The sequence below is a fragment of the Bradyrhizobium sp. Leaf396 genome (genome assembly GCF_001424605.1).
GTDB classification, from domain to species: Bacteria; Pseudomonadota; Alphaproteobacteria; order Rhizobiales; family Xanthobacteraceae; genus Bradyrhizobium; species Bradyrhizobium japonicum_C.
Window position 1 is genome coordinate 212511 of sequence record NZ_LMQJ01000003.1, and the last position, 24413, is coordinate 236923.

Here is a 24413-nt window from a genome sequence, read left to right on the forward strand (position 1 = left end):
TGCAGCGGTTTCCGTTCCGACACACCCGATCGATCCTGATCTCATCACGCTTCAATGGATCTCCGCCGAGCGCTTCAGCGCGGCCTTCAGCTTCTCCAGAGAGAAGTCGGGGCTGCGGGCAATCTCCAGGATCGGCGTTTCACGGCGGCCGCAGAGCTCGGCAGCCTCGGGCAGCTTTGCCGCGACCTCGAGCGGGATCACGATGGCGCCGTGCTGGTCGGCATGGATCAGGTCGTCCGACCTCACGGTCATGCCGGCAACGCGCACCTCCCCGCCAAAATTCTCGGCATGCACCCAGGCGTGCGACGGGCCGATCGAGCCGGCCAGTGCCTGGAAGCCGGGCGCCCATTGCGGGATGTCTCGGATCGAGCCGTCGGTGATGACGCCGAGGCAGCCGAGCGCCTTGTGCACGTTGCTCTGCACCTCGCCCCAGAACGCGCCATAGCCGACATCAGGACCGTCGATGTCCTGGATCACCGAGATGCGCGGACCGTGCCCGGTGCCGACATACTCGTAATACTGGATGCGGCGCTTGGACTGCTCCTCGGCGGGAAGCGAGGATTTCAACACCGAACGGATGGTCACCGTGCGGGCATATCCGACGATCGGCGGCAAATCGGGGAACGGACAGACCAGTTGCTTGGTGGTGTAGCCGATCAACCGTCGCTCGGGCGCCACGATCTCCATGGCATTGCAGATCGTCGGCGTATCGTAGCGGCCCAGTGCCTCGAGGACGGAAGCGGGCAGCGGCCCGGTCGCGGTATCAGTCACGGCGTTCTCTCCCAGATTGGCGGCGATTGATTGCGCGATGCCGCCGTCACACGGGCGATATAGCCGAGATCGGGCTCCGACCCAACTCAGGCAGGCCTCATGGCAGATATCCGCGAAGAACGCTCAGTGCAGCCGACCGGGCCGGTCGTCATCCTGCGGCGGCTCCGACAGGTTCGACAGCGTCGGCGCAGAAGGAGGTGACGAGACTTCCCCTTCCGCAGGCGCGGCGGCTTGCAGCGCGCGCGCCTGGTCGCGGTAGGATTTGTAGCCGAGCGGCAGGCAGAGCAGATAAAGCACCGTGCCAATCGACAGCACATGCCAGGGATAGGCAATCAGGAGCGCGATGAAAACGATCACGGCGACGAACGCGGGCAGCACCAGCTCCGGCGGCACGCGCATGCGCTTGGTCTTGCCGGAGAATACCGGCAGGCGCGACACCATCAGAAAGGCGATCAGAAGCGTATAGGCCGCCGTCACCGCCACAGGGGTGCGGCCGAGATCGAGGAACGCGATGTAGATCGGCAGAAGCACCGTGATTGCGCCGGCCGGCGCCGGCACGCCGGTAAAGAAATTGGCCGCGAAGGCCGGCTTGTTCGGATCATCCATGGTGGCGTTGAAGCGCGCGAGACGCAGGCCGCCGGAGATTGCGAATACCATCGCAGCGATCCAGCCGGCATTGCCGAGCTCGTGCAGCTGCCAGAAATACAGCATCAGGCCGGGCGCCACGCCGAAATTGACGAAATCCGCGAGGCTGTCGAGTTCGGCGCCGAACTTGGACTGCCCCTTGATCATGCGGGCGATGCGGCCGTCGATGCCGTCGAGCGCCGCGGCGAACACGATGGCGTAGACGGCGAGCGACATCCGCCCCTCGATCGACAGGCGGATCGAGGTCAGGCCGGCGCAAATCGCCAGCAGGGTGATGACGTTGGGGACCAGCATCCGCACCGGGATCGGTCGGAACCGCCGGCGGCGTGCATCGGGATATTTGAAGTCATAGGGCGTCATTGCTCACCTCGAGCGAGATATAGCAAGTCACGCCTCCCTCCGCCATTGCGGCGGAAGGCCTGCAAGCACCGACTATCGGTCAATTGGTGCGGTAGACCCGGCTCGGGTCGTCGCCGGCAAGGTCGGCCAGGATCGTCTCTCCGGCAATCGCGGTCTGCCCTTCCGAGACCAGCGCCTTGGTGCCCACGGGCAAATAGACGTCGAGGCGCGAGCCGAAGCGGATCAGGCCGAAGCGCTCGCCGGCGCCGATCGACTGTCCCTCCTTGACGAAGCAGACGATGCGCTTGGCGACGAGGCCGGCGATCTGGACAACGCCGATCCGCGCCGTCGGCGTCGTGATCACCAGCGAGTTGCGCTCATTATCCTCGCTCGCCTTGTCGAGCTCGGCGTTGATGAAGAGACCCGGACGGTACGCGATGCGGTCCACCCTGCCAGCTACGGGCGCGCGATTGACGTGGCAATTGAACACGCTCATGAACACCGAAATGCGCGGCAACGGCCGGTCGCCGAGGCCGAGTTCGGCCGGCGGCAGCGCCATGGTGATCATCGAGACGCGGCCGTCGGCGGGCGAAACAACCAGCCCTTCACGGACGGGTGTCACGCGGACGGGGTCGCGGAAGAACAGCGCGCACCAAACGGTGAGGATCGTGCCGATCCACCCCAATGGCGACCACAGCCAGAACAGGAGCAGGCTTGCCAGCGCAAAGCCACCGATGAAGGGATAGCCCTCCTTGTGGATCGGCGGGATCTGACGCTGGATCGAATCGAGAATGGACATCGCTATCTGCCGGTCGGAGTTTAATGGCGGGTCGTCGCGCGCGCTTGTTTAGGCCAGACTTGGGACCCGAGACAAGATCACTCCACCGCCGCAGGCCTCGTCAGGACATCATCGACCGGCGGCGGCTGCCGGTTGGGTGCCTCGCTGCTGTCAGCCATCCTGGCCAGCTTCTCGCGCGCCGCCTCGGCCTCGCGCTGCCTGTTCCACATGCTCGCATAGAGACCGCCCTGCGCCAGCAGCTTCGCGTGGGTGCCGCGCTCGGCGATGCGTCCCTGATCCAACACGATGATCTCGTCGGCGCCGACGATGGTCGAAAGACGGTGCGCGATCACCAGCGAGGTGCGGTTCTTTGCCACGCGGTCGAGCGCACCCTGGATCTCGTGCTCGGTGTGGGTGTCGAGCGCCGATGTCGCCTCGTCCAGCACCAGGATCGGCGGCGCCTTGAGCACCGTGCGCGCGATCGCGACGCGCTGCTTCTCGCCGCCTGACAGCTTCAGGCCGCGCTCGCCCACCTGGGTCTCGTAACCCTTCGGCGCCATGCGGATGAAATGATCGATCTGCGCCAGCCGCGCCGCTTCCTCGACTTCGGCATCGCTGGCGTCCCAGCGACCGTAGCGGATGTTGTAGCGGATGGTGTCGTTGAACAGCACGGTGTCCTGCGGCACCATGCCGATCGATGCGCGCAGGCTCGCCTGCGTGACGTCGCGGATGTCCTGGCCGTCAATCAGGATCTTGCCGCCGGAGACGTCATACAGCCGGAACAGGAGGCGCGAGATCGTCGACTTGCCCGCACCGGACGGGCCGACGATCGCGATCGTCTTGCCGGCCGGCACCTCGAAGCTGATCCCTTTCAGGATCGGCCGCGACGGCTCATAGGCAAAGCGCACGTCCTCGAAGCGCACCGTGCCGGCGGAGATGACCAGCGGCTTCGCGTCAGGCGCATCCTTGATCTCGGCCTCGCGCCCCAGCACACTGAACATCTTCTCGATGTCGATGATCGCCTGCTTGATCTCGCGATAGACCATGCCCATGAAGTTGAGGGGCTGGTAGAGCTGGATCATCATGGCGTTGACCAGCACGAAATCGCCGACCGTGTTGGTACCATTGCGCACGCCCATCGCGCACATCAGCATGGTCGCGGTCAGGCCCAGCGTGAAGATCACTGCCTGCCCGGTATTGAGCACCGCGAGCGAAGTATAGGTGCGGACGCTCGCCTCTTCGTAGCGCTCGACCGATTTGTCATAGCGTTGCGCCTCGCGCGCCTCGGCGCTGAAATACTTCACGGTCTCGTAGTTGAGCAGCGAGTCGATCGCCTTGGTGTTCGCCTCGGTGTCGGAATCGTTCATCTTGCGGCGGATGCCGATCCGCCACTCGGTCGCGATGTAGGTGTAGTACATATAGAGCGTGACCGTGATCAGCGTGGCGACCACGTAACGCCAGTCGAATTGCCAGAGCAGCACGGCCAGCAGCAGCGAGACCTCGACGATGGTCGGGATCAGTTGCAGGATCACCATGCGCACGATGACCTCGATGCCCTCGCGGCCGCGCTCCAGCACGCGCGTCAGGCCGCCGGTCTTGCGTTCGAGGTGGAAGCGCAGCGACAGCTCGTGCATGTGGATGAAGGTGAGGGTCGCAAGCTTGCGCACAGCATGCATGGCGACACGGGCGAAGATGCCGTCGCGCCATTGCGTCAGCACGGCCATCAGGATGCGCATCACGCCGTAGCTCGCGGTGAGCAGCAGCGGCGAGGCAATCACCCAGAGATGCCAGTTGTCGGCCGCGACCGGCGCGGTATTGGCGCCGGTCAGCGCATCCGTCGCCCACTTGAAGCTGAATGGCACCGCGAGCGTGATCAGCTTGGCGGCGAGCAGCAGCACCAGCGACCAGACCACCCGCATCTTCAGATCGACGCGATCGCCCGGCCAGATATAGGGCCACAGATGCGCCAGCGTGCCCATTAGCGTGCCTCCGGCCTGCGGTCCTCCGGCAGGAGGATCAGGAACGTTGGCGCCGTCGAACGATTGAGGTTGGTCCATCAAGATGCCTGACAGCCCGCCGGGTGCGGGCGCAACTGCGATTTGCGATTTTCGTCCGTCATATAGAGCCTTCCTGATGCCAACGCACCCCGCCAGATGGCGAATTCTCGATTGTTCATCGTCATTTACCGGTAGGTTTCCGGGAGTATCGAATCACCGATTGGGCTTGACGCCTCTTCGCTGCAATGCATCATGGTATCAATGAGCACGATCAAAACCGTCTGCGTCTATTGCGGCTCCGGCCCTGGAACCAATCCCAACTTCATCGAAGCGGCGAAGGCGCTCGGCAAAGCGCTGGCGGAAAGCAAGATCCGCCTCGTTTATGGCGGCGGCTCGCTGGGCCTGATGGGTGCGGTCGCAACCTCCGTGCTGGATCACGGCGGCACCGTTACCGGCATCATTCCCGACTTTCTGCGGATGCGGGAGAACGCGCTGACTCGCGTGCAGGAAATGGTCGTCACGCCCGACATGCACGAACGCAAGCGGTTGATGTTCGAGCGCTCGGATGCCTTCGTCGCTTTGCCCGGCGGGCTCGGCACGCTGGAGGAGCTGGTCGAGCAGCTGACCTGGCAGCAGCTCGGCCGTCACGCCAAGCCCGTGCTGCTCGCCAATGTCGACGGCTTCTGGGAGCCGTTATTCTCCCTGGTCGCGCACATGCGCGAAACCCAGTTCATCCGGGCCGGCCTGTCCGTCGATATCCTGAAGGCGGACAAGATCGAGGAGATCATTCCGCGGCTGCGCGCCGCGGCTGCACAGATTCCCGACAGCGAGCAGGATCTCGCACCCGACGTGGCGCGGCGGCTGTAGCTCGCCTGCTATTCCTGCGGAAAAGTCACCGCTTCGATGCGGTTGCCATCGGGATCGAGGACGAAGGCCGCGTAGTAACGCACGCGGTCGTGGGGGCGGACGCCGGGCGAGCCATCGGAGGCGCCGCCCGCGGACAACGCCGCTGCGTGAAACGCATCCACTTCGCTGGTCGTCTTCGCCCGCAGGCAGATGTGCACGCCGCTCTCCGGCGCGACACGCGCCATGCCTTCGCGCAAGTTGATCCAGAACTCCGGATAGGTCTTGCCGAACCCGATCGTCCGCGGCCGCGTCACGAGGCGCGAAAGGCCCAGCGCGGCGAGCGTCGCCTCGTAGAATTTCGCGGCGCGATCGAGATCGCTGACACCTACGGAGATGTGGTCGATCATGGCCGTGCTCCCTCCCCCGCCGTCATTCCGTGGCACGCGAAGCGTGAACCCGGAATTTCGAGATTCTCAGGTGCGCAACTGCGCACCATGGTTCGGTCCTGCGGACCGCCCCGGAATGCCCCCGCTATACTTACGCCGGCGCCCCCGACTTCACCAGTTTGTAGATCACCGAATCCATCAGCGCCTGGAAGGAGGCGTCGATGATGTTCGGGGACACGCCCACTGTGGTCCAGCGGTCGCCGTTCTCGTCCTCGCTCTCGATCAGCACGCGCGTGACCGCACCGGTGCCGCCGTTGAGGATACGCACGCGATAGTCGATCAGCCTCAGGCCCTCGATGTATTTCTGGTACTTGCCGAGGTCCTTGCGCAGGGCGACGTCCAGCGCGTTGACGGGGCCATTGCCTTCGGCGGCCGAGATCAGATGCTCGCCTGCGACGTCGACCTTGACGACCGCGAGCGCAACGGTGACCCGCTCTCCCAGCGCGTTGTAGCGCTGCTCGACGTTGACGTCGAATTGCTCGACCTCGAAATATTGCGGTACCTTGCCGAGCGTGCGGCGCGCCAGCAGCTCGAACGAAGCGTTGGCCGACTCATAGGCGTAGCCTTGTGCCTCGCGCTCCTTCAATTCCTCGACGAGGCGCGTCAGCTTGGGATCGCTCTTGTCGTAAGCAATGCCGGCACGATCGAGCTCGGCGATGACGTTGGAGCGGCCGGCCTGATCGGACACCAGCACCTTGCGATGATTGCCGACGAGTTCCGGCAGCACGTGCTCGTAGGTCTGCGGATCCTTCAGCACGGCGGAGGCGTGGATGCCGGTCTTGGTGACGAAGGCGCTCTCGCCGACGTAAGGAGCATGCCGGTTCGGCGCGCGGTTGAGCATGTCGTCGAGCGTGCGCGAGACTTTTACGAGGGTCGCCAGCTTCTCCGTCGTGACGCCGATCTCGAAGGATTCGGCAAAACCCTTCTTGAGCTTCAGCGTCGGGATCAGCGAGCAGAGATTGGCGTTGCCGCAGCGCTCGCCGAGACCGTTGAGGGTGCCCTGGATCTGCCGCGCGCCGGCGCGCACCGCGGCGAGCGAGTTGGCTACCGCCTGCTCCGTGTCGTTATGGGCGTGGATGCCGACATGATCCCCCGGGATGTGCGTCGTCACCTCTCTGACGATGGCCTCGACCTCATCAGGCATGGTGCCGCCATTGGTGTCGCAGAGCACCACCCAGCGCGCACCAGCCTCATAGGCCGCTTTGGCGCAGGCCAGCGCGAATCCCGGGTCTTCCTTGTAGCCGTCGAAAAAGTGCTCGCAGTCGAGCATCACCTCGCGGCCGGCGGCCTTCGCGGCCGCGACGCTGTCGCGGATCGAGGCGAGGTTCTCCTCTTTCGTCGTCTCCAGCGCGACGCGAACCTGATAGGCCGACGACTTCGCCACGAAGCAGATCGCATCCGCCTTGGCCTCCAGGAGGCCGGCGACACCGGGGTCGTTGGAGACGGAGCGCCCTGCCCGCCGCGTCATGCCGAACGCGGCAAAGCGCGCATGATTGAGCTTCGGCTTGGTCGCGAAGAATTTGCTGTCCAGCGGATTGGCGCCGGGATAGCCGCCCTCGACATAGTCGATGCCGAGATCGTCGAGCATCGCCGCGATGACCTGCTTGTCGGCCAGCGTGAAATCGACGCCGTTGGTCTGCGCCCCGTCGCGCAGCGTGGTGTCGAACAGGTAGAGCCGCTCCTTGCTCATTGCCCCGCTCCGAGCGCCTTCTTCATCGTGGTGTTGGCGAGCCACTCGTCGTTGATGGTGACGCTGTTGCGCTGCTGGGCAGTGTAGCCTCGCTTGGCGAAGAAGCCCTGCGCGGTGTCGCTGGCATCGACCGAAAGGCTTTGCGCGCCGCGGCCGCCCGCAAGCTTCTCCAGCGCGTCGACCAGCATGGTCGCGATGCCCTGCCCGGCCACGGCCGGATGCACATAGAGCATGTGAATGTGATCGTTGCCGCGCAGCGAGGCGAAGCCGACGGGCGAGCCCTCGAGCGTCGCGATCAGCGTGAGGTCGGCCGCAAGCCGCTTCCCAAACTCCTCGTCCTCGGCCGCCGCCATCCAGGCTTCCTGCTGCGCCTCGCTGTAGTCATCGCCGGTCAATTCCGCGATGCTGGCGGCGAAGATCGCGGCAAGCACCGGCACGTCAGCAGGCAGGAAGGGCCGCAAGCCGGGCTTGGGATGCGCTTGTGCCATCGTGTTCACCACATTCCGTAGAGCTTGAGCACCAGCGCCACGGCGCCGGCCAGCAGCGCGATCTTCAGCGCGATGTAATAGAGCCAGTGCCGCGGGAAAGGCGTATCGGGCCGCTTCATCGTGCGATCTCCCATGTCGTACCTTCCTTTGAGTCCTTGATCGCAACGCCCATCGCGGCGAGCAGATCGCGAATACGGTCGGACTCGCCAAAATCCTTGCGGCTGCGGGCAGCCGTCCGCTCCGCAATCAAGCGCTCGACCTCGTTGGCATCGACCCCGCTCGCCTGCTGCTTTCGTCCTTCCCACTGCGCCGCGCTTTCGGAGAGGAAGCCAAGCAGCCGCAACGAGCCAGCCAACGCGCTCACGTCGTTGCCGCGCAGGCCGTGCAGCGCCGCGATCGCCAGCGGCGTATTGAGGTCATCGAGCAGCGGCTCGATCACGGAAGCTGCGGGTTTCCCGGGCGCGGCGTCGGCTGCGAGGCGGTACCAGTCGTCGAGCGTCTTGGCGCTCTCCTCCAGCGACTTCATGGTCCAGTCGATCGGCGAGCGGTAGTGCGTCTTGAGCATGTTCAGCCGAAGCACCTCGCCCGGCCAGTCCGCGAGCAGCTCATGGATGGTGATGAAGTTGCCGAGCGACTTCGACATCTTCTCGCTCTCGACCTGCAGGAAGCCGTTATGCATCCAGTAATTGGCCATGCGCTCCCGGTGGAAGGCGCAGCAACTCTGCGCGACCTCGTTCTCGTGATGCGGGAACACGAGATCGATGCCGCCGCCATGGATGTCGAAATGCTCGCCGAGATGCTTCCAGGCCATGGCCGAGCACTCGACATGCCAGCCCGGACGGCCCTCGGCCTTGATGCCGGCCGGCGACGGCCATGACGGCTCGCCCGGTTTCGACGGCTTCCACAGCACGAAGTCGGTCGCATCCCGCTTGTAAGGCGCGACGTCGACACGGGCGCCTGCGATCATCTCGTCGAGCGAACGCTTCGACAGCGCGCCATAGCGCGGCAGCGAGGAATTCGCCGCGTTCATCGCCTGCGGCGAGAACAGCACGTGGTCCTCGGCGACGTAGGCAAAGCCGCCGGCGATCAGCCTCTCGATGATCTCGCGCATCTCGCCGATATGCTCGGTCGCACGGGGCTCGACGGTCGGCCGCAAGCAGCCGAGCGCATCGACGTCAGCGTGAAACTGCCTTCCGGTCTGCTCGGTGACCTTGCGAATGGCCTCGTTCAGCGGCAGGCCGGGGAAATCGCGCGCCGCGCGGTCGTTGATCTTGTCATCGACGTCGGTGATGTTGCGGACATATTTGACATGCGCTTCGCCGTAAATGTGGCGCAGCAGGCGAAACAGCACGTCGAACACGATCACCGGCCGCGCGTTGCCGATATGGGCGAAGTCATAGACGGTCGGTCCGCAGACATACATGCGGACGTTGTTCGCATCGAGCGGCAGGAAGGTGCGCTTTTCCCGGCTCAGCGTATCGTAAAGACGCAATTCCATGACAACCCATCCCTCTCGGCCGGGCGTCCAGGGCTCTCAGTGTGATTGAGAAAAGACGGCTCCAGCCAGCGAATCGCTAGCTCGTAATCTCGCGGCAAATGGCGCAAATGGCGAGGAGACCGTGCATGCGTCACATATGGGCCACCACCGGCCCCGGCGTCAAGAGCCGCGAAAATGCCGCTTTTGGCTCCGCAAAGCGCGGACCCACCCCGATGGTTCATGATCCCCTAACCATTTGAGGCCATTCTGGAACCCGCAGTTCCTTCGTTTTTGCCCCGGTATTTTCATGCGATCCCTGCTCGCGCTCATTTTCAGCGCTTCCGTCCTTGCGATCTCCTGCGCTTCCGCCGAGACCCGCCTCTTCATCATCGCCGACCGGTTCGACCAGTGCCTCGCCAAGGGCGACAAGTGCGGCGCATCCGCCGCCCGCACCTATTGCCAATCACGAGATTTTGCCCAGGCATCAAGCTACCGCCGGGTCGATCCCGACGAAATTACCGGCTCCGTCCCCAAATCCGGCGCAAACTGCTCCCATGGCCATTGCGACGAATATGTCGCAATCACTTGCCAGCGCTGAATTCGCGCGGAGCTGGCGGACCTTAGGCCCCATCTTTGGCCCTTGAAACGACGTGACGATGCCGCAGGAAGCGGCTATGGGAGGACGCGCTTGGGCCCCTCAGAGTCACGTGGAAAGTCACATTGGGCCGTGACCTCGCTAGAATGGCGGATATGCCTGAATTCTTGTCTCTCTCCCGTGCCCGCTTCCTCCTTGCCTGCACCGTGCTCCTGAGCACGATCGTGCTTGCCACCGGCGCTTTCGCGCAGGCCGGACCACCCGGCCCGCCGCCTCAGCCCGGCCAGAACGGGCTGGGACCGAACCCGATGTGCGTGCGATTGGAAGGCCAGCTCGCCGCGCTCGATCGCGGCGGCGGTGATCCAGCCCGCGAAGAGCAGATCCGCCGCTATCAGGATTCCCAGGCCAAGCAGCAGGCCGAGCTCGACCGGGTCACCATGCAGGCCAAACGCATGGGCTGCGATTCCTCCGGCTTCTTCTCCCTGTTCAACGGTCAGTCGGCGCAGTGCGGCCCGGTCAACAGTCAGATCCAGCAGATGCGCGCCAATCTGGACCAGATCACCGCCAGTCTCGAGCGCCTGCGCGCCGGCAGCGGCGGCTTCAGCCCGGAGCGCGACAGCCAGCGCCGCTCGGTGCTGACGGCACTGGCGCAGAACAATTGCGGCCCGCAATATGCCAATGCCGCGCAGCCGCAAGGCGGCGGCAACTTCCTGAGCAATCTGTTCGGCGGCAACAATGCGGGCAATCCGCAAGCCATGCCGCCGTCCGATCTCGGCCCGCAATCCGGCACCTTCCGCACCGTCTGCGTGCGGACCTGCGACGGCGCCTATTTCCCGATCTCGTTTGCCACGGTGCCGGCACGCTTTCCCGACGACGAGAAGACCTGCAAGGCGCTGTGCCCGGCGGCGGAAGCCGTGCTCTACACCCATCGCAATCCCGGCGAGGACATGAACTCGGCGGTCTCCATCGGTGGCCAGCCCTACACGGCGCTGCCGACTGCGTTCAAATTCCGCAGCGAGTTCAACCCGTCCTGCTCCTGCAAGGCGGCGGGACAGACCTGGGCGGATGCGCTGAAATCGGCCGACGACAAGGCCGCGGCCGAGCAGCAGGGCGACATCATCGTCACCGAGGAGAGCGCCAGGAAGATGCAGCAGCAGCGGCTCAACAAGGGCACGCCTGCGAATGCCAGGAAGGGGGCAACCCCCGCGCCGACGACGGCGAGTGCGCCGGCCGCACCGCCGCCCGCCGACACCGGCGCGCCGGCGTCGGGTTCGGAGAACAAGCCGATCCGCTCGGTCGGCCCGACCTTCCTGCCGCAGCAGCAGAAGTAGGTCTTGCTCGACAGCATGAGCTGTGTCGGGCTCTTGCCTTCTCCGCTTGTGGGAGAACGTGGCGCGAAGCGCCGTATGAGGGGTTCTGTCCGTGCTCACCGATGCGATGAGCATCGGGAGACAACCCCCTCACCCGAATGAGCTTGCTGTAGCTGCGGAGCTGCCCTCGCCCGCAAGGGCACGATAATTCACATCTCGCTCGCAGCCATTATGGTCAAGCCGTCGCCTACCCCTCGAACGCGTCGATCGACGCCCGGCTCCCGCGCGAGACCAGCGTCTCGTCCGGCGCGGCAAGCGCCTCGCCCTTGTCGCGAAAACGGTTGGTGATGGGATAGCGGCGGTCGCGGCCGAAGTTCCTGGCGGTCACCTTGACGCCGGGCGCGGCCTGGCGGCGCTTGTATTCGGCGACGTTGAGCAGGTGGTCGATGCGGGTAACCACCCCACGATCGAAGCCGGCGGCGATGATCTGATCCAGCGGCTGTTCACGTTCGACCAGACGTTCAAGGATGGCGTCGAGCACGTCATAGGGCGGCAATGAATCCTCATCACGCTGGTTCTCCCGCAGCTCCGCACTCGGTGGGCGCGTGATGATATCGGGTGGAATCACCTCGCCCGCCGGCCCGAGCGCGCCTTCCGGCTTCCAGCTGTTGCGCAGCGCCGCCAGCCGAAACACCTGCGTCTTGTAGATGTCCTTGATCGGGTTGAAGCCGCCGTTCATGTCGCCATAAAGCGTGGCATAGCCGACCGACATCTCCGACTTGTTGCCCGTCGTCACCACCATCAGGCCGGTCTTGTTGGTGATCGCCATCAGCAGCGTACCGCGGGTGCGCGCCTGCAAGTTTTCCTCGGTGATGTCGGGCGGCATATTCTTGAAGATGTCGGACAGGATGGTCTCGAACCCGTTCACGGCCTCCGCGATCGGCAGCACCTCGTAGCGGATGCCGAGATGGCCGGCGAGCTCGCCGGCGTCCGCAATCGAGTGTGGTGCGGTGTAGCGATAAGGCAGCATGACGCCGTGCACCTGGTCGGCGCCGAGCGCATCGACCGCGATCGCCGCGCACAGTGCGGAATCGATGCCGCCGGAGATGCCGAGCAGCACGCCGGGAAAGCCGTTCTTGACGACGTAGTCGCGCAGGCCCAGCACGCAGGCGGCGTAGTCGGCCTTGTCGCCCTCCGGCAGTTCGGCCATTGGCCCGGTGCAGCGCCAGTCGTCCCCGCTTCTGGTGAAGCGCAGGGTGACGACGTTCTCCTCGAAAGCCGGCAGTTGCGCCGCAAGCGAGAGATCGCCATTGAGCGCGAAGGATGCACCGTCGAACACGAGCTCGTCCTGGCCGCAGACCTGGTTGAGATAGACCAGCGGCAGCCCGCTCTCCGTCACCCGCGCCACCGCGACGGACAGGCGCACGTCGTTCTTGTCCCGTGCGTAAGGCGAGCCGTTCGGCACGACAATGATCTCGGCGCCGGTCTCCGCCAGCGTCTCGACCACGTTCTCGTAATCCTCGGATTCCTCAAGCCAGATGTCCTCGCAGATCGGCACGCCGATGCGCACACCGCGAACGGTGACCGGACCGGCGGCAGGGCCTTGCGAGAACAGCCGCTTCTCGTCGAACACGCCGTAGTTCGGCAGGTTGCATTTGAATCGCAAGCTCGCAATGCGGCCGCCGTCGAGCAATGCGCAGGCATTGTAGAGCCTGCCCTCCTCGAGCCAGGGCGTGCCGACCAGCATCGCGGGCCCACCATCGGCGGTCTCGCGCGCGAGGCTCTCGATCGCGGCCCGGCAGGCGGCCTGGAAGGCCGGCTTCTGCACCAGGTCCTCCGGCGGATAGCCGGCGATGAACAATTCCGGAAACAGCACGAGATCGGCCTTGTCCGCAGCAGCTCGCGCACGCGCCGCACGCACTTTCGCCGCGTTGCCCTCGATATCGCCCATGGTCGGATTGAGCTGGGCGAGCGTGACCGCGAATGTGTCGAGACGTTCGGTCATGGCCGCCCCTGTTCGATTCCCGTCAGACGAAGCCCAGTCGCTCGACGATCGCAAAGATCCAGAACGCGCCGGCCATCAACAGCGCGACGCCGACCGCGGCCGAGCCCATGTCCTTGACGCGGCCGATCTGCTTGTCGTGGTCCATCGTCAGCCGATCGGCAAGCTTCTCGATCGCGGTGTTGAGCAGCTCGACCGTCAACACGAACGCGACCGAACAGACCAATTCGACCGTGCGCATCGCCGTCGCGCCGATGAACCAGGCAAGCGGCACCGACAACAGGAGCGCAAAGATCTCCTCGCGGACGGCCTGCTCCGATTGGAATGCAAAGGCCAGACCGTTCCGGGAATTGATCGTGGCCTTCCAGATCCGCAGCAAGGTTTTAGAGCCCCGCAGCGGCCGGCATCGGCTGGGCCTTGCCGACGCGCTCCTGCTTGAGCAGTTCCGCGACCAGGAAGGCCATATCGATGGATTGCTCGGCATTGAGGCGCGGATCGCAGACCGTGTGATAGCGGTCGTTGAGATCCTCGTCCGTGATCGCGCGGGCGCCGCCGAGACACTCAGTGACGTCCTGGCCGGTCATCTCCAGATGCACGCCCCCGGCATGGGTCCCTTCGGCGGCGTGGATCGCGAAGAACGACTTCACCTCGGACAGGATGCGGTCGAACGGCCGCGTCTTGTAACCCGACGTCGAGGTGATGGTGTTGCCGTGCATCGGATCGCACGACCAGACCACCACGCGGCCCTCGCGCTTCACGGCACGGACCATGCTCGGCAGATGCTCGCCGATCTTGTCCGAGCCGAAGCGGCCGATCAGCGTCAACCGGCCCGGCTCATTGTCGGGATTGAGCACGTCGATCAGCTTCAGGAGCTCGTCGGCCTTGAGCGAGGGGCCGCACTTCAGCCCGATCGGATTCTTGATGCCGCGGAAATATTCGACATGGCCGTGGTCGAGCTGACGGGTGCGGTCGCCGATCCAGAGCATGTGGCCCGAGGTGGCGTACCAGTCCCCGGTGGTGGAATCGACGCGGGTCATGGCCTGCTCGTAGCCGAGCAGGAGCGCCTCGTGGCTGGTGTAGAAATCCGTGGCGCGTAGTTCGGGATGCGCCTCGAGATCGAGGCCGCAGGCGCGCATGAAGTTCAGCGCGTCGGAGATCCGGTCGGCAAGTTCCTTGTAGCGGCGGGATTGCGGAGAATCCTTGAGGAAGCCCAGCATCCATTGGTGCACGCTGCCGAGATTGGCGTAGCCGCCGGTGGCGAAGGCGCGCAGCAGGTTCAGTGTCGCCGCCGACTGGCGATAGGCCATCAGCTGGCGCTGCGGATCCGGCACGCGCGCTTCCTTGGTGAAGGCGATGTCGTTGACGATGTCGCCGCGATAGCTCGGCAGCTCGACGCCGTTCACCTTCTCGGTCGGCGAGGAGCGCGGCTTTGCGAATTGGCCGGCGACGCGGCCGACCTTCACCACGGGAACGGCGCCGGCATACGTCAGCACCACCGCCATCTGCAGCAGCACGCGGAAGAAGTCGCGGATGTTGTTGGCGCCATGCTCGGCAAAGCTCTCGGCGCAGTCGCCGCCCTGGAGCAGGAAGGCCTCGCCGGCCGCGACGCGGCCGAGCGCCTTCTTCAGGTTGCGTGCCTCGCCTGCGAACACCAGCGGCGGAAACGTCGCAAGCTGCGCCTCGACGTCGGCCAGGGCCTTGGCATCTGGATAATCGGGCACCTGGAGCACCGGCTTGCTGCGCCAGGACTCGGGCGTCCACCGCTCGGACATCGCACTCTCTCCGTGAAGCGAAAAGTACAACCTGATCTGTGGGTTGCGAGGGCCGCCTTATACACAGGCTGACCGGCGCCCGCCAGTTGTAAATCCATTTCGCACCGCAAGCCCTTGCGAGCAAAGCCGAATTCGCATTTGTTGGCGGCGGCAAGAAACCGAGGGGACACAGACCGCCCATGGACGCGGCCCTGGACGATGTTTTCATCGACGAGATCAGCTTTCCGGCGACCGACGGCTATGCGCTGACCGGCACCCTGTTCCTGCCGCGCGGGGCCAAGCGCCACGCCGTCCTGATCAACTCGGCGACCGCCGTGCCGCGCAAGATCTATCGGGGCTTTGCCTCCTATCTCGCCCATCGCGGCTGCGCGGTGCTGACCTACGACTATCGTGGTATCGGCGATTCCCGGCTGCCGGCGATGGTCGGCTACAACCGACCGAAATCGCTGGTCGGCTTCAAGGCCTCTATGTCGGACTGGGCCGCGCTCGACGTCACTGCCGCGGTCAGCTGGATGCGCGAGCGGTATAATAGCCTGCCGCTTGCCTATGTCGGCCACTCCTTCGGCGGCCAGGCGCTCGGGCTGATCGCGAACAACACGGAGATCTCGCGCGCCGCCTTCGTGGCCTCGCAGGCGGCGACCTGGCGGCTGATGACCGCGCCGGAGAAATACCGGGTTTTCGCCTTCATGAACCTGATTGGCGTACCGCTCGCCCACGCGCTCGGCTATGCGCCGGGCTGGGCCGGCATCGGTGAGGATCTGCCCAAGGGCGTCTTCCTGCAATGGGCCGAGTGGGTCTCGAGCCCCCGCTACCTCTTCGATTCACGACTGCCGGAGCTGGAGAATTTCGCGAGGTTCAAGGGCGAGTTGCGGGCGCTGTGCTTCTCCGACGATCCCTGGGCGACGCGCCCCTCCGTCGAACTGCTCGCCCGCGGCTTCACGGCGGTCACGCCGGAGGTACTGACCGTGCAGCCATCCGACGTCGGGGCCAAGGCCATCGGCCATTTCGGCTTTTTCCGCCCCGCGCACCGCGACACGTTGTGGCGCGGCGTCGCGGAGTGGATCCAGGGGGAATGAGGCTGCGTCAGCGGATGATCGTGGTCAGTGACGAGTAGCGCCTGTTCGGCTTGGCTTCACCCGGCGCAAACTGTGCGAAGGCGTCGCTGACGCGGACTGCCGGCGGCGTATCGCCGGCGAAGCGGAATTCCTGCGGCCGCGGCGCGTAGAAGCTGGCGCGGTAATAGGCGTCGTCGAAGCGTGCCTCGCCGACCCCGAACAATGCGTCGCAGACGAACAGGAGCGCATAGACTCCCGCGACTGATGCGACGATCTCCCTGAGAATTGACATGTTGATGCCCTGCCCTGTTGCGGGCAGGATGCAGATCGGTTCCAAAGCTCAGGTTTAAGGCGCTGCGCTTTCTGTCCGTAGCGTTTGCTTCCGCCGAACGGATTACAGACAAATTTATCGATCTCGAAAAAGAGCCCGCCCGACAGGGACGTCGGGCGGGCCCAGGATTGGCCGCTCGGGAGGTGCTCAGGCGACCGGATTGGTCAGTGATGACCGGCTTCCTGTCGATGTCCGCTATCGCTGAGACGATCGACCCAGGCGATGCCGATGGCCGAGACGATGAAGGTCATGTGGATCAGCACCTGCCACATCACGGCGCTCTCGGTGAAATTGGCCCGCGCGGTGCCGAGATTGCCGGCCTCGATGAAGGTCCTGAGCAGCGAGATCGAGGAGATGCCGATGATCGCCATGGCGAGCTTGATCTTGAGCACGCTGGCGTTGACGTGGCTGAGCCATTCCGGCTCGTCGGGATGCCCGGTCAGGTTCAGCCGGGACACGAACGTCTCGTAGCCGCCGACGATCACCATGATCAAAAGGTTCGAGATCATGACGACGTCGATCAGTCCGAGCACGACCAGCATGATCTGCTGCTCGGTGGCCTCGAACGAGTGCGCGACCAAGTGCCAAAGCTCTTTGAGGAACAGCAGGACATAGACGCCCTGAGCTACGATCAGGCCGATATAAAGTGGAAATTGCAGCCAGCGCGAGCCAAATATGAGCTGAGCGAGCAGGCCGAGCCGCGGCGGCACGGGCTGTGCCAAAGGTGCTTTGGGTTCAGACGTCATTGATCACTCCGGATTGCTGACACGCAGCACCTCAAAGACTGGCAATAACGGGTGCGAGTTCCAGCGTGCCCCGATAGATCATCTCGAACGCGACGTAAAGGATGATGGCGAGGCCGACATAGGCAACCCAGCGCTGCTTCTGGAGCAAGCGGCCAAGCAAGTCCGCGGCGACGCCCATCAGCGCAACCGACAGCAACAGGCCGAAGGCCATGATGTAGGGATGCTCGCGCGCGGCGCCCGCGACCGCCAGCACGTTGTCGAGCGACATCGAGACGTCGGCGGCAATAATCTGCATCGCCGCCTGGCCGAAGGTCTTTCGCTGCGCCGGCGCAGCGTCCCCTCCGCCGCCATTGCTGAACGCGAGCTGCTCGGCATGCGTAGCCTGCTCACGCAGCTCGCGCCACATCTTCCAGCACACCCAGAGCAGCAGCACGCCGCCGGCGAGCAACAGACCGATCACCTGCAGAAGCTGGGTCGCAACGCCGGCGAAGAGGATGCGCAGTGCAGTGGCGGCGGCGATGCCGACGATGATGGCGCGGCGGCGCTGATCGGGAGCCAGGCCCGCTGCGGCAAGGCCGATGACGACCGCGTTGTCGCCAGCGAGCACGAGGTCGATCAGGACGACTTGAAACAGCGCGGTCAGCGCTTCCGCAGTGATGAATTCAGTCATTTTTCATCATTCCCCGATGCCGAGGGATCGAGCCAGTGCGGCTTCTTCCTCTCGATCCAGTCCAGAACCTTCGCGCGCGAGGAGCGCAGCGACGGCACGTCTTCCGCCAGCAACGCGAGGCCGAGCGGCAGCATCCAGACGCCGAGCAACGGCAGAATCGAGAGCACGCCGCCGGCGATCAGCAGCGTGCCCGAGGGGATTCTCAACCAGCGGCTGGACGGTTTGAGAAGATAGGTGACAGTGTCACCCATGCGCGGCGGCAGCCGATCGACGAGCTTGTCGAGCCGCGGATCGCCACCAGCCATCTGGCTGGTGGCGCTCTTGGTGTCCGTGCGCTCGTCCAGAGCTGCGCTCATGCTTACTCCTTCAGGGCGGGCTGAGGCTCGGCGCCGGCTGCGCTCGGCACGAGCGGCTTCGCGCGAGGCAGCACCAGGGTCAGCAAGCGCAACAATTTGATTGCCTGCATTTCGTGGGGATCTACGTCCTCATCCGCTGCAGCAACGCGTTCAGACAGCTCCACCAGATGGGTCGAGAGCGGCAGATCCGAAACCGGCCGCAGCGTGTCGATCACGACATTGGCGAAATCGGGCTCCTCGAGCCGTTCGGCGAGTTCATCGAACATCGCATAGAGCCGTTCGTCCGAAACGTGCGGCGCCAGCTTGCGATCCCGGATGAAGCTGATCACCTCGTCCCGCTCCACGGACGACACGCGCCGGTCGGCAACCGCAACCAGCGCGCCCACGATCACCAGCGCGGCCGCAGCCTGCTCGTTCTGGCCGGGCGGCTCCGTGATCTCGACCGGATGTGAGGTTTTGGCGTCAGACATCGTTGCTCCCTTAACTCGCGAAATGGCCGCGCGGAGCTACGATGGAGACAAATTGTCGGAGAAAAATCACAGAAGGCCCGACGATCGGCCGATCCATCGCAATCGCGCGGGACAGGTCATCCGACATCACGAGGTTGACCGACGTTGTCGGTGTCCTCGCCAGAGGGGCCCGGATTCTTGTTCCACACAGAGATAAAGGTAGGTCAGTAGGAATCAAGGCGAAAAGACTGCGACCAGCCGCCGCATCGGTTCCATTGATCGTGGACGCGCGGCAACGCCGGCCCGTTGCGACGCGCGACGAAGCCAGAGAACCGTTGGCTTTCTGCACGACGACTGCGGCTCGGCAGCGCCGGGAACCATGAGGGTGCGAGAACCGTTGGCCAATCTCGTAACGATGTCCCCCGACAGGAACTCTCATGTGCCGCTGGATCGCATACCGGGGCGAGACGACGTCCTTTGAGCCGTACGTCACCGAGCCCGAACATTCGCTCGTGGCGCAAAGCATCCGCTCCCTCCAGTCCACGGCGGGCTCGAACGGCGACGGGTTTGGTCTCGGCTGGTATGGCGAGCATCCGGAGCCCGGCCTTTATCGCGAGACGCGGCCGGCATGGTCGGACGAGAACCTCCGCTATCTCTGCCGCCATCTGCGCTCGCACCTGTTCTTCGCCCATGTGCGCGCGGCCACCGGCACGGCGGTGACGCGGCAGAATTGCCATCCCTTTGCCTGCGGACACTGGCTGTTCATGCACAACGGATTCGTCGGGAGCTGGAATCGGCTGCGGCGAAAAGTCGAGGCGCTGATTCCCGACGCCTATTATCCGTCGCGGCTCGGCACGACCGATTCGGAAGCCGTGTTCCTGGCGATGATGGGTGCCGGCCTCGAGGAGGATCCGCTCGGCGCAACGCGGCGCGTGCTTCAAGCCCTCTTCTCCTTCGTCAATGAGGGCCAACTCCGCGAACGGCTGCGCTTCACCAGCGCGATTGCCAACGGTCGCGACCTCTACGCCTTCAGGGTTGCGGTCAACGACGACGCGAACACGCTCTATTTCCGCGAGGACGGCGACCAAGTCGTGGTGGTGTCCGAGCCGTTCGACAGGGAAGAGGATTGGGCAGAGGTACCGCCAAATCACGCCCTGATCGCGCGCGCATCGGAAAGCGTGAAGATTGTTCCGTTCGACGCGACAATTTGCAGTGGCACCGGGCAGGAACCCGCTGTTACCAGAAGGATTATCGCCCGCAGGTAATGCCTTTGCCGGGTGGGGATATGCCATTTGCTTCAGACGTTTTGAAACGGCTGCGCCTCGATTCCTCCGATGGCAAGCAGCACGTCGTGATCCGTTCTGCCGGCGGAGGCGGCAAGGTCACCGAATATTCCTTCGGCATCGAGGAGGAATACTTCCTGGCCGACCGCCGCAGCTTCGAGGTCGCGATCGAGACTCCCAATGAACTGTTCGAATCGGCGAATTGGTCGACCGGCGGCCAGGCCATGCGGGAGATGCTGCAATCCCAGCTGGAGGTCGCGACCAATGTCCACGTCGACGTCAACGACGCACGCGAAGAGCTGCGCTTCCTGCGCCGCGAGGTTGCGGGGGTCGCTGCGCAGTACGGCTTCGTGATCATGGCCTGCGGAACGCATCCGGCCGCGGTCTGGCGCATGTCGCAGCCGAGTCCGAAGCCGCGCTACGAGGAGATGATCGAGGACCTGCGGAGCATCGGTCACCGCAACATGATGTGCGGCATGCACGTGCACGTCCAGCTGCCCGATCCCGAGAAGCGGATGGCGGTGATGCGGGCGATGCTGCCGCATCTGCCGCTCTTCATCGCGCTCTCGGCGTCCTCGCCGTTCTGGAATTCGCACAAGACCGGCCTGAAGGGCTACCGCCTCGCCGCCTATTCCGAGCTGCCGCGCACCGGCCTGCCCGAATTGTTCGAAGGCAAGCAGGACTTCGACGACTATGTCGGCGCCCTGCAGCGCTCCGGCGTGATTCCCGATGAAAGCCACATCTGGTGGGCGATGCGCCCCTCCATGCGCCACCCCACCCTCGAGCTTCGCGCGCCCGACACCTGCACCTTCATCGACGACGCCGTCGCCATTGCCTCGCTCTACCGCTGCCTGACGCGGCACCTCTACCTGAGACCTCATCTGTCGAAGGAGGTCACCGCCGTCGAGCGCGCGATTGCGGTCGAGAACAAATGGCGGGCCCAGCGCTACGGCACCGATTGCATCTTCGCCTCCACTGCCGGGCCGGTGACGATCTCGGAGCTGCTCACTCGCGTGATCGACGACGTTGGCGAGGACGCAGCCGCGCTGAACTGCGCTGCCGAGGTCGAGCATTGCCGGACCATCGTGGAGCGCGGCAGCTCGGCCGAATTCCAGCTCCGGACCTATCGCGAAAGCGGCGAAGACATCACAGCCGTGTCACGATGGATCGCTACATCTACGCTCTCCGGAACGAGCCTGCCTGCCCAACGCAGCGCTCCTGCGCCGTCATAGCGCCCGCGCAAGCTTCGGCGAGGAAAGTGGCTTTCCTGAATTCGACGATCGTGGAGAAGGGCGTGAATCGCATCACATTCTGTACCGGCTGCGGCCATGCGCTCGTCCCGATGCTGACGACCGAAGGTCGCGCGGAGCCGAGCTGCCTCTGGTGCGAAGGCTTCGACGCCCGCGCGTTGGACATGGCGAAGTGGGCCGAGAGCCCGTTCGGGAAGCCGGAGCCAGCCCGCCGTCAATCGTTGGATTGACCGGCCTCGAGCGCCGAGCCGCCGGCGTTTGCCGGTCGCCGCGATCTGCACGGATGCACGCCCTTTGCCGGACGTGCCGACAAATTAGACAAGACAAGTTGCTCAACCGGGTTGCGGGCTGCGCGCTCAGGCCAGGCAGGGGGGCGGCCGCTGCCGGTTAAGCTCAGGTTCGATCTCGATTATTTGCGAACCCCGTGCAGCCGCCGAACCCTGCGCGCCGCACCGCGCCCGACTGGCCTGGAATTCGCAAGACGGCATCGGGCCCAATTCCCTGCCCTTCACACCAAGGAGCGGCAAGTTGCGTGCGCCCAGCTCCGGGATGAGGCTTCAGATCGGAGAATGCCATGAACGTGCATGCTGCCGGAGATCTCAAGTTCACCGGCCTCACCCATCCGAACGGCGCGCGGCTCCGCCTCAGCGAGCAGGATTTCGTTGCGATCGATCGCGACCGGGATGCGAAGTTCGAGGCGACGTACCGACCGCAGGCGCTCTACAATCGCGCCAATGAGGGATTTCACGCCAACAACGAAACCTTCCTCCTGCACGAGGTCGCGACCAATCTGCCGATCTACCGGGCGGACACCGGCCCGACCGATTTCCATCTTCATCTTCCGCCGGGCGGGTTTCAGCTCGTGCTGGTCACTTCGGGCGCGTTCACCTTCGACTATGATGGGCGCTTCTACAATGTCGGTCCCGGCGCGGTGATGCTGCAAAGCGCGATCGTGCACCGCCAGCTGTTCTACACATGGTCGGGATTGTCGACCGAAGAGAATCTGAAGACGCCGCAGACGGTGGTGCCCGACCCGATCTCGATGGGCTTTTCAGGCAAATTCCTCGAGGCTTTCATCACCGACCCGACAACCTTTCCGAACCCGACCATCGTCGGTCCGGACCAGATCGACGAGGCAGAGACGCCCCGTGTGGCTTGGCGCCATCCCCTGCACGACCGGCCGGCCGGCGCCGGCTTCTGGCTGCAGGATCCCCTGGCATTGGATGCGCTGTACAAGCCGCTCGGCGAAAGTTCGATCAAATCGGCCATGCCGGTCCACGTGCGCGATATCGGCATCGAGATTCCGAGCGGCCATCTCGTCACCGGCCACGTCATCGCGACCGATCCGCGCGGTCAGTCGCTGCTGCCGAAGAGCACGTCTGTCGCCGCGGACGCGACCTTCTTCGCCAGGGGCGAGGTCGTGATCTACCGCGTCATTCGCGGAACCGCCGAATTTCAGAGGAAGGGCGGCGGGAGCTTCGAACTTTGCGCCGGCGACGTGGTGACGGCGGGCAAAGATTCCATCAGCCTCGCAGGCGTCGGCGAAAACACCCAGATCCTGCGGCTCGGCCTGCTCAAGGGCGTGAACGAGCTGCGCAGCTGGACGCCGACCCAGCGTGACGAGATCGACGGCCTCGCCGGCCAGATCATCACGCAAAGGGACCTACGCCCCCTGCGCACCGAAGGCGAGCCGGTCGGATATCTGTACGGCTGAAGGCTACCCCGTCGCCTGACGCACGTGGCGTGCGGTCGGCGTGCGCATCGTGACGAGCTCTTCGGCCGCGGTCGGATGCAGCGCGATCGTTGCGTCGAAATCGGCCTTGGTCGCCTTCATCTTCACGGCGATCGCGACCGCTTGCGTGATCTCGGCCGCGGCATCGCCGACGATGTGGCAGCCGAGCACGCGATCGGTCGCGCCGTCGACGACGAGCTTCATCAGCACGCGGGTGTCGCGGCCCGACATCGTCGCCTTGATCGGGCGAAACGTCGTCTTGTAAATGTCGACGTGGCTGAATTGCGCGCGCGCCTCGGTTTCGGTGAGGCCGACGGTGCCGACTTCCGGCTGCGAGAACACCGCGGTCGCGATGTTGGCGTGATCGACCCTGACCTCGCGCTTGCCGAACACGGTGTCGGCGAAGGCATGGCCCTCGCGGATCGCCACCGGCGTCAGGTTGAAGCGGTGGGTGACGTCGCCGATCGCGTAGATGCTGTCGACCGAGCTTCTGGAGAAATGGTCGACGGCGATACCGCCGTTTGCGGGATTGATGGCGACGCCGGCATTCTCCAGGCCGAGATTGGCGACGTTGGGATGACGGCCGATCGCGAACATCACCTGATCGGAGGCGACGCTCGAGCCGTTCGACAGATGCGTGGTGAATTCCTCGCCGTGGCGATCGACCTTGGTCACGGTGCAGCCGGTGAGGATGGTGATGCCCTGCTTCTCCATCTCGCTGCGGACATGGACTCGAACGTCCTCGTCGAACCCGCGAAGGATGTTGTCGCCGCGATAGATCACGGTGACGTCGGAGCCGAAACCCGCGAATATGCCGGCGAATTCCAGCGCGATGTAGCCGCCGCCCTGGATCACGATCCGTTTCGGCAGCTTCTCGATATGAAACGCCTCGTTGGAGGAGATCACATGCTCGATGCCGGGAATCGCTGCGCCGTGGTTGGGCGCGCCGCCGGTGGCGATCAGGATGTACTTCGCGGTGATCTTCCTGTCGTTCTCGATCAGGCGGACGGTGTGCTTGTCCTCGATCACCGCGCGGCTCTTGACGATCTGCGCGCCCGACTTCTCGACGTTGGCCGTGTAGGCCGCCTCCAGCCGCGCGATCTCCTTGTCCTTGTTGGCGATCAGCGTCGGCCAGTCGAAGCTGGCCGGCGGGACGGTCCAGCCGAAGCCCGCGGCGTCTTCCAGCTCCTGGCGAAAGTGCGAGCCGATCACGAACAGCTTCTTCGGCACGCAGCCGCGGATCACGCAGGTCCCGCCCATGCGATACTCTTCCGCGATCATCACGCGGGCGCCGTAGCCGGCCGCGATCCGGGCGGCACGCACGCCGCCCGAGCCGCCACCGATGACGAAGAGGTCGACGTCGAATTCAGCCATTGTCCACTCCG

Annotated in this window: 25 protein-coding genes; 8 read left to right on the top strand and 17 right to left on the bottom strand. The window is 64.7% G+C overall.

The genetic code is table 11. The features are described from left to right. Positions 1–51 precede the first annotated feature (51 nt). The 4 genes from ASG57_RS04670 to ASG57_RS04685 form a co-directional block, all read right to left on the bottom strand. Positions 52–771, bottom strand: a complete 720-nt coding sequence (locus ASG57_RS04670) for an RraA family protein (RefSeq protein WP_024338334.1) — start codon at positions 769–771, stop codon at positions 52–54. Positions 772–894: 123 nt separating this feature from the next. Then, entirely contained in the window at positions 895–1776 is an 882-nt protein-coding gene (locus ASG57_RS04675; RefSeq protein WP_024338335.1) for a CDP-alcohol phosphatidyltransferase family protein, read from the bottom strand. 79 nt (positions 1777–1855) lie between these two features. Further along, positions 1856–2560 carry a phosphatidylserine decarboxylase gene (locus ASG57_RS04680; RefSeq protein WP_283805266.1) on the bottom strand — a complete coding sequence of 235 codons (705 nt, stop codon included), beginning with the start codon at positions 2558–2560 and terminating at the stop codon, positions 1856–1858. Positions 2561–2631: 71 nt separating this feature from the next. Further along, entirely contained in the window at positions 2632–4590 is a 1959-nt protein-coding gene (locus ASG57_RS04685) for an ABCB family ABC transporter ATP-binding protein/permease (RefSeq protein WP_024338337.1), read from the bottom strand. A 201-nt stretch (positions 4591–4791) separates the two neighbouring features. Here ASG57_RS04685 and ASG57_RS04690 point away from each other — a divergent pair, with 201 nt between their 5' ends. Then, positions 4792–5397, top strand: a complete 606-nt coding sequence (locus ASG57_RS04690; protein WP_024338338.1) for an LOG family protein — start codon at positions 4792–4794, stop codon at positions 5395–5397. A gap of 8 nt (positions 5398–5405) precedes the next feature. Here ASG57_RS04690 and ASG57_RS04695 read toward each other — a convergent pair whose 3' ends face one another. From ASG57_RS04695 to cysS, 4 genes are all read right to left on the bottom strand, one after another. Next, on the bottom strand, positions 5406–5783 hold the full coding sequence (locus ASG57_RS04695) for a VOC family protein (protein WP_024338339.1): 378 nt from the start codon (positions 5781–5783) through the stop codon (positions 5406–5408). Positions 5784–5913: 130 nt separating this feature from the next. After that, positions 5914–7512 carry a citramalate synthase gene (cimA, locus tag ASG57_RS04700; protein ID WP_057195770.1) on the bottom strand — a complete coding sequence of 533 codons (1599 nt, stop codon included), beginning with the start codon at positions 7510–7512 and terminating at the stop codon, positions 5914–5916. Continuing rightward, the gene (locus tag ASG57_RS04705; protein ID WP_024338341.1) at positions 7509–8000 is read right to left on the bottom strand and encodes a GNAT family N-acetyltransferase; all 492 of its coding nucleotides are present in this window, start codon (positions 7998–8000) and stop codon (positions 7509–7511) included. The genes cimA and ASG57_RS04705 overlap by 4 nt, the downstream gene beginning before the upstream one ends. 115 nt (positions 8001–8115) lie before the next feature. Beyond that, the gene (gene cysS, locus ASG57_RS04710) at positions 8116–9498 is read right to left on the bottom strand and encodes a cysteine--tRNA ligase (protein WP_024338342.1); all 1383 of its coding nucleotides are present in this window, start codon (positions 9496–9498) and stop codon (positions 8116–8118) included. A gap of 286 nt (positions 9499–9784) precedes the next feature. Here cysS and ASG57_RS04715 point away from each other — a divergent pair, with 286 nt between their 5' ends. Then, entirely contained in the window at positions 9785–10075 is a 291-nt protein-coding gene (locus ASG57_RS04715; RefSeq protein ID WP_024338343.1) for a hypothetical protein, read from the top strand. Positions 10076–10218: 143 nt separating this feature from the next. After that, positions 10219–11403, top strand: coding sequence for a DUF2865 domain-containing protein (locus ASG57_RS04720; RefSeq protein WP_024338344.1), 1185 nt, complete (start codon positions 10219–10221; stop codon positions 11401–11403). A 226-nt stretch (positions 11404–11629) separates the two neighbouring features. Here ASG57_RS04720 and ASG57_RS04725 read toward each other — a convergent pair whose 3' ends face one another. Genes ASG57_RS04725 through ASG57_RS04735 form a run of 3 tightly spaced genes read right to left on the bottom strand, consistent with a single transcriptional unit; the run spans position 11630 to position 15156 of the window. Further along, positions 11630–13387 (bottom strand): NAD+ synthase, encoded by a 1758-nt coding sequence (locus ASG57_RS04725; RefSeq protein WP_057195771.1) that lies wholly within the window; start codon positions 13385–13387, stop codon positions 11630–11632. Between the two features lie 22 nt (positions 13388–13409). Further along, the gene (locus ASG57_RS04730; RefSeq protein WP_024338346.1) at positions 13410–13763 is read right to left on the bottom strand and encodes a diacylglycerol kinase; all 354 of its coding nucleotides are present in this window, start codon (positions 13761–13763) and stop codon (positions 13410–13412) included. A gap of 4 nt (positions 13764–13767) precedes the next feature. Next, complete coding sequence (locus tag ASG57_RS04735) at positions 13768–15156, bottom strand: class II 3-deoxy-7-phosphoheptulonate synthase (protein WP_024338347.1); 1389 nt, start codon at positions 15154–15156, stop codon at positions 13768–13770. A 179-nt stretch (positions 15157–15335) separates the two neighbouring features. Between ASG57_RS04735 and ASG57_RS04740 the strand changes: the two genes are divergently transcribed. After that, positions 15336–16232 carry an alpha/beta hydrolase family protein gene (locus ASG57_RS04740; RefSeq protein WP_024338348.1) on the top strand — a complete coding sequence of 299 codons (897 nt, stop codon included), beginning with the start codon at positions 15336–15338 and terminating at the stop codon, positions 16230–16232. Between the two features lie 7 nt (positions 16233–16239). Here the strand turns inward: ASG57_RS04740 and ASG57_RS04745 are convergent, their stop codons facing one another. The 5 genes from ASG57_RS04745 to ASG57_RS04765 form a co-directional block, all read right to left on the bottom strand. Continuing rightward, positions 16240–16503 carry a hypothetical protein gene (locus tag ASG57_RS04745; protein ID WP_024338349.1) on the bottom strand — a complete coding sequence of 88 codons (264 nt, stop codon included), beginning with the start codon at positions 16501–16503 and terminating at the stop codon, positions 16240–16242. A gap of 203 nt (positions 16504–16706) precedes the next feature. Further along, entirely contained in the window at positions 16707–17288 is a 582-nt protein-coding gene (locus ASG57_RS04750; RefSeq protein ID WP_024338350.1) for a TIGR00645 family protein, read from the bottom strand. 31 nt (positions 17289–17319) lie between these two features. Beyond that, positions 17320–17958, bottom strand: coding sequence for a TerC family protein (locus tag ASG57_RS04755; protein WP_024338351.1), 639 nt, complete (start codon positions 17956–17958; stop codon positions 17320–17322). Further along, positions 17955–18314, bottom strand: a complete 360-nt coding sequence (locus tag ASG57_RS04760) for a hypothetical protein (protein WP_024338352.1) — start codon at positions 18312–18314, stop codon at positions 17955–17957. Before ASG57_RS04760 ends, ASG57_RS04755 begins: the two co-directional genes overlap by 4 nt. 2 nt (positions 18315–18316) lie before the next feature. Then, complete coding sequence (locus ASG57_RS04765) at positions 18317–18784, bottom strand: tellurite resistance TerB family protein (protein WP_024338353.1); 468 nt, start codon at positions 18782–18784, stop codon at positions 18317–18319. Positions 18785–19200: 416 nt separating this feature from the next. Here ASG57_RS04765 and ASG57_RS04770 point away from each other — a divergent pair, with 416 nt between their 5' ends. The 4 genes from ASG57_RS04770 (at position 19201) to ASG57_RS04785 (ending at position 23010) form a co-directional block, all read left to right on the top strand. Then, entirely contained in the window at positions 19201–20028 is an 828-nt protein-coding gene (locus ASG57_RS04770; RefSeq protein ID WP_024338354.1) for a class II glutamine amidotransferase, read from the top strand. Between the two features lie 20 nt (positions 20029–20048). Continuing rightward, positions 20049–21278, top strand: a complete 1230-nt coding sequence (locus ASG57_RS04775; RefSeq protein ID WP_024338355.1) for a carboxylate-amine ligase — start codon at positions 20049–20051, stop codon at positions 21276–21278. Positions 21279–21340: 62 nt separating this feature from the next. Beyond that, complete coding sequence (locus ASG57_RS04780; RefSeq protein WP_024338356.1) at positions 21341–21526, top strand: hypothetical protein; 186 nt, start codon at positions 21341–21343, stop codon at positions 21524–21526. Positions 21527–21870: 344 nt separating this feature from the next. Next, positions 21871–23010: a hypothetical protein gene (locus ASG57_RS04785; RefSeq protein WP_024338357.1), complete on the top strand. Its 1140-nt coding sequence runs from the start codon at positions 21871–21873 to the stop codon at positions 23008–23010. A gap of 3 nt (positions 23011–23013) precedes the next feature. Here ASG57_RS04785 and gor read toward each other — a convergent pair whose 3' ends face one another. Then, positions 23014–24402 carry a glutathione-disulfide reductase gene (gor, locus tag ASG57_RS04790; protein WP_024338358.1) on the bottom strand — a complete coding sequence of 463 codons (1389 nt, stop codon included), beginning with the start codon at positions 24400–24402 and terminating at the stop codon, positions 23014–23016. Between the last annotated feature and the right edge of the window lie 11 nt (positions 24403–24413).

What these genes read in the sequence shown, in the direction of transcription:
- ASG57_RS04715 (WP_024338343.1), top strand. Translation starts at nt 9,785, where the DNA reads ATGCGATCCCTGCTCGCGCTCATTTTCAGCGCTTCCGTCCTTGCGATC.
- ASG57_RS04690 (WP_024338338.1), top strand. Translation starts at nt 4,792, where the DNA reads ATGAGCACGATCAAAACCGTCTGCGTCTATTGCGGCTCCGGCCCTGGA.
- ASG57_RS04785 (WP_024338357.1), top strand. Translation starts at nt 21,871, where the DNA reads ATGAACGTGCATGCTGCCGGAGATCTCAAGTTCACCGGCCTCACCCAT.
- ASG57_RS04685 (WP_024338337.1), bottom strand. Translation starts at nt 4,590, where the DNA reads ATGGACCAACCTCAATCGTTCGACGGCGCCAACGTTCCTGATCCTCCT.
- ASG57_RS04770 (WP_024338354.1), top strand. Translation starts at nt 19,201, where the DNA reads ATGTGCCGCTGGATCGCATACCGGGGCGAGACGACGTCCTTTGAGCCG.
- ASG57_RS04760 (WP_024338352.1), bottom strand. Translation starts at nt 18,314, where the DNA reads ATGAGCGCAGCTCTGGACGAGCGCACGGACACCAAGAGCGCCACCAGC.
- ASG57_RS04765 (WP_024338353.1), bottom strand. Translation starts at nt 18,784, where the DNA reads ATGTCTGACGCCAAAACCTCACATCCGGTCGAGATCACGGAGCCGCCC.
- cimA (WP_057195770.1), bottom strand. Translation starts at nt 7,512, where the DNA reads ATGAGCAAGGAGCGGCTCTACCTGTTCGACACCACGCTGCGCGACGGG.
- cysS (WP_024338342.1), bottom strand. Translation starts at nt 9,498, where the DNA reads ATGGAATTGCGTCTTTACGATACGCTGAGCCGGGAAAAGCGCACCTTC.
- ASG57_RS04725 (WP_057195771.1), bottom strand. Translation starts at nt 13,387, where the DNA reads ATGACCGAACGTCTCGACACATTCGCGGTCACGCTCGCCCAGCTCAAT.
- ASG57_RS04735 (WP_024338347.1), bottom strand. Translation starts at nt 15,156, where the DNA reads ATGTCCGAGCGGTGGACGCCCGAGTCCTGGCGCAGCAAGCCGGTGCTC.
- ASG57_RS04775 (WP_024338355.1), top strand. Translation starts at nt 20,049, where the DNA reads ATGCCATTTGCTTCAGACGTTTTGAAACGGCTGCGCCTCGATTCCTCC.
- ASG57_RS04745 (WP_024338349.1), bottom strand. Translation starts at nt 16,503, where the DNA reads ATGTCAATTCTCAGGGAGATCGTCGCATCAGTCGCGGGAGTCTATGCG.
- ASG57_RS04750 (WP_024338350.1), bottom strand. Translation starts at nt 17,288, where the DNA reads ATGACGTCTGAACCCAAAGCACCTTTGGCACAGCCCGTGCCGCCGCGG.
- ASG57_RS04675 (WP_024338335.1), bottom strand. Translation starts at nt 1,776, where the DNA reads ATGACGCCCTATGACTTCAAATATCCCGATGCACGCCGCCGGCGGTTC.
- gor (WP_024338358.1), bottom strand. Translation starts at nt 24,402, where the DNA reads ATGGCTGAATTCGACGTCGACCTCTTCGTCATCGGTGGCGGCTCGGGC.
- ASG57_RS04705 (WP_024338341.1), bottom strand. Translation starts at nt 8,000, where the DNA reads ATGGCACAAGCGCATCCCAAGCCCGGCTTGCGGCCCTTCCTGCCTGCT.
- ASG57_RS04720 (WP_024338344.1), top strand. Translation starts at nt 10,219, where the DNA reads ATGGCGGATATGCCTGAATTCTTGTCTCTCTCCCGTGCCCGCTTCCTC.
- ASG57_RS04740 (WP_024338348.1), top strand. Translation starts at nt 15,336, where the DNA reads ATGGACGCGGCCCTGGACGATGTTTTCATCGACGAGATCAGCTTTCCG.
- ASG57_RS04695 (WP_024338339.1), bottom strand. Translation starts at nt 5,783, where the DNA reads ATGATCGACCACATCTCCGTAGGTGTCAGCGATCTCGATCGCGCCGCG.
- ASG57_RS04755 (WP_024338351.1), bottom strand. Translation starts at nt 17,958, where the DNA reads ATGACTGAATTCATCACTGCGGAAGCGCTGACCGCGCTGTTTCAAGTC.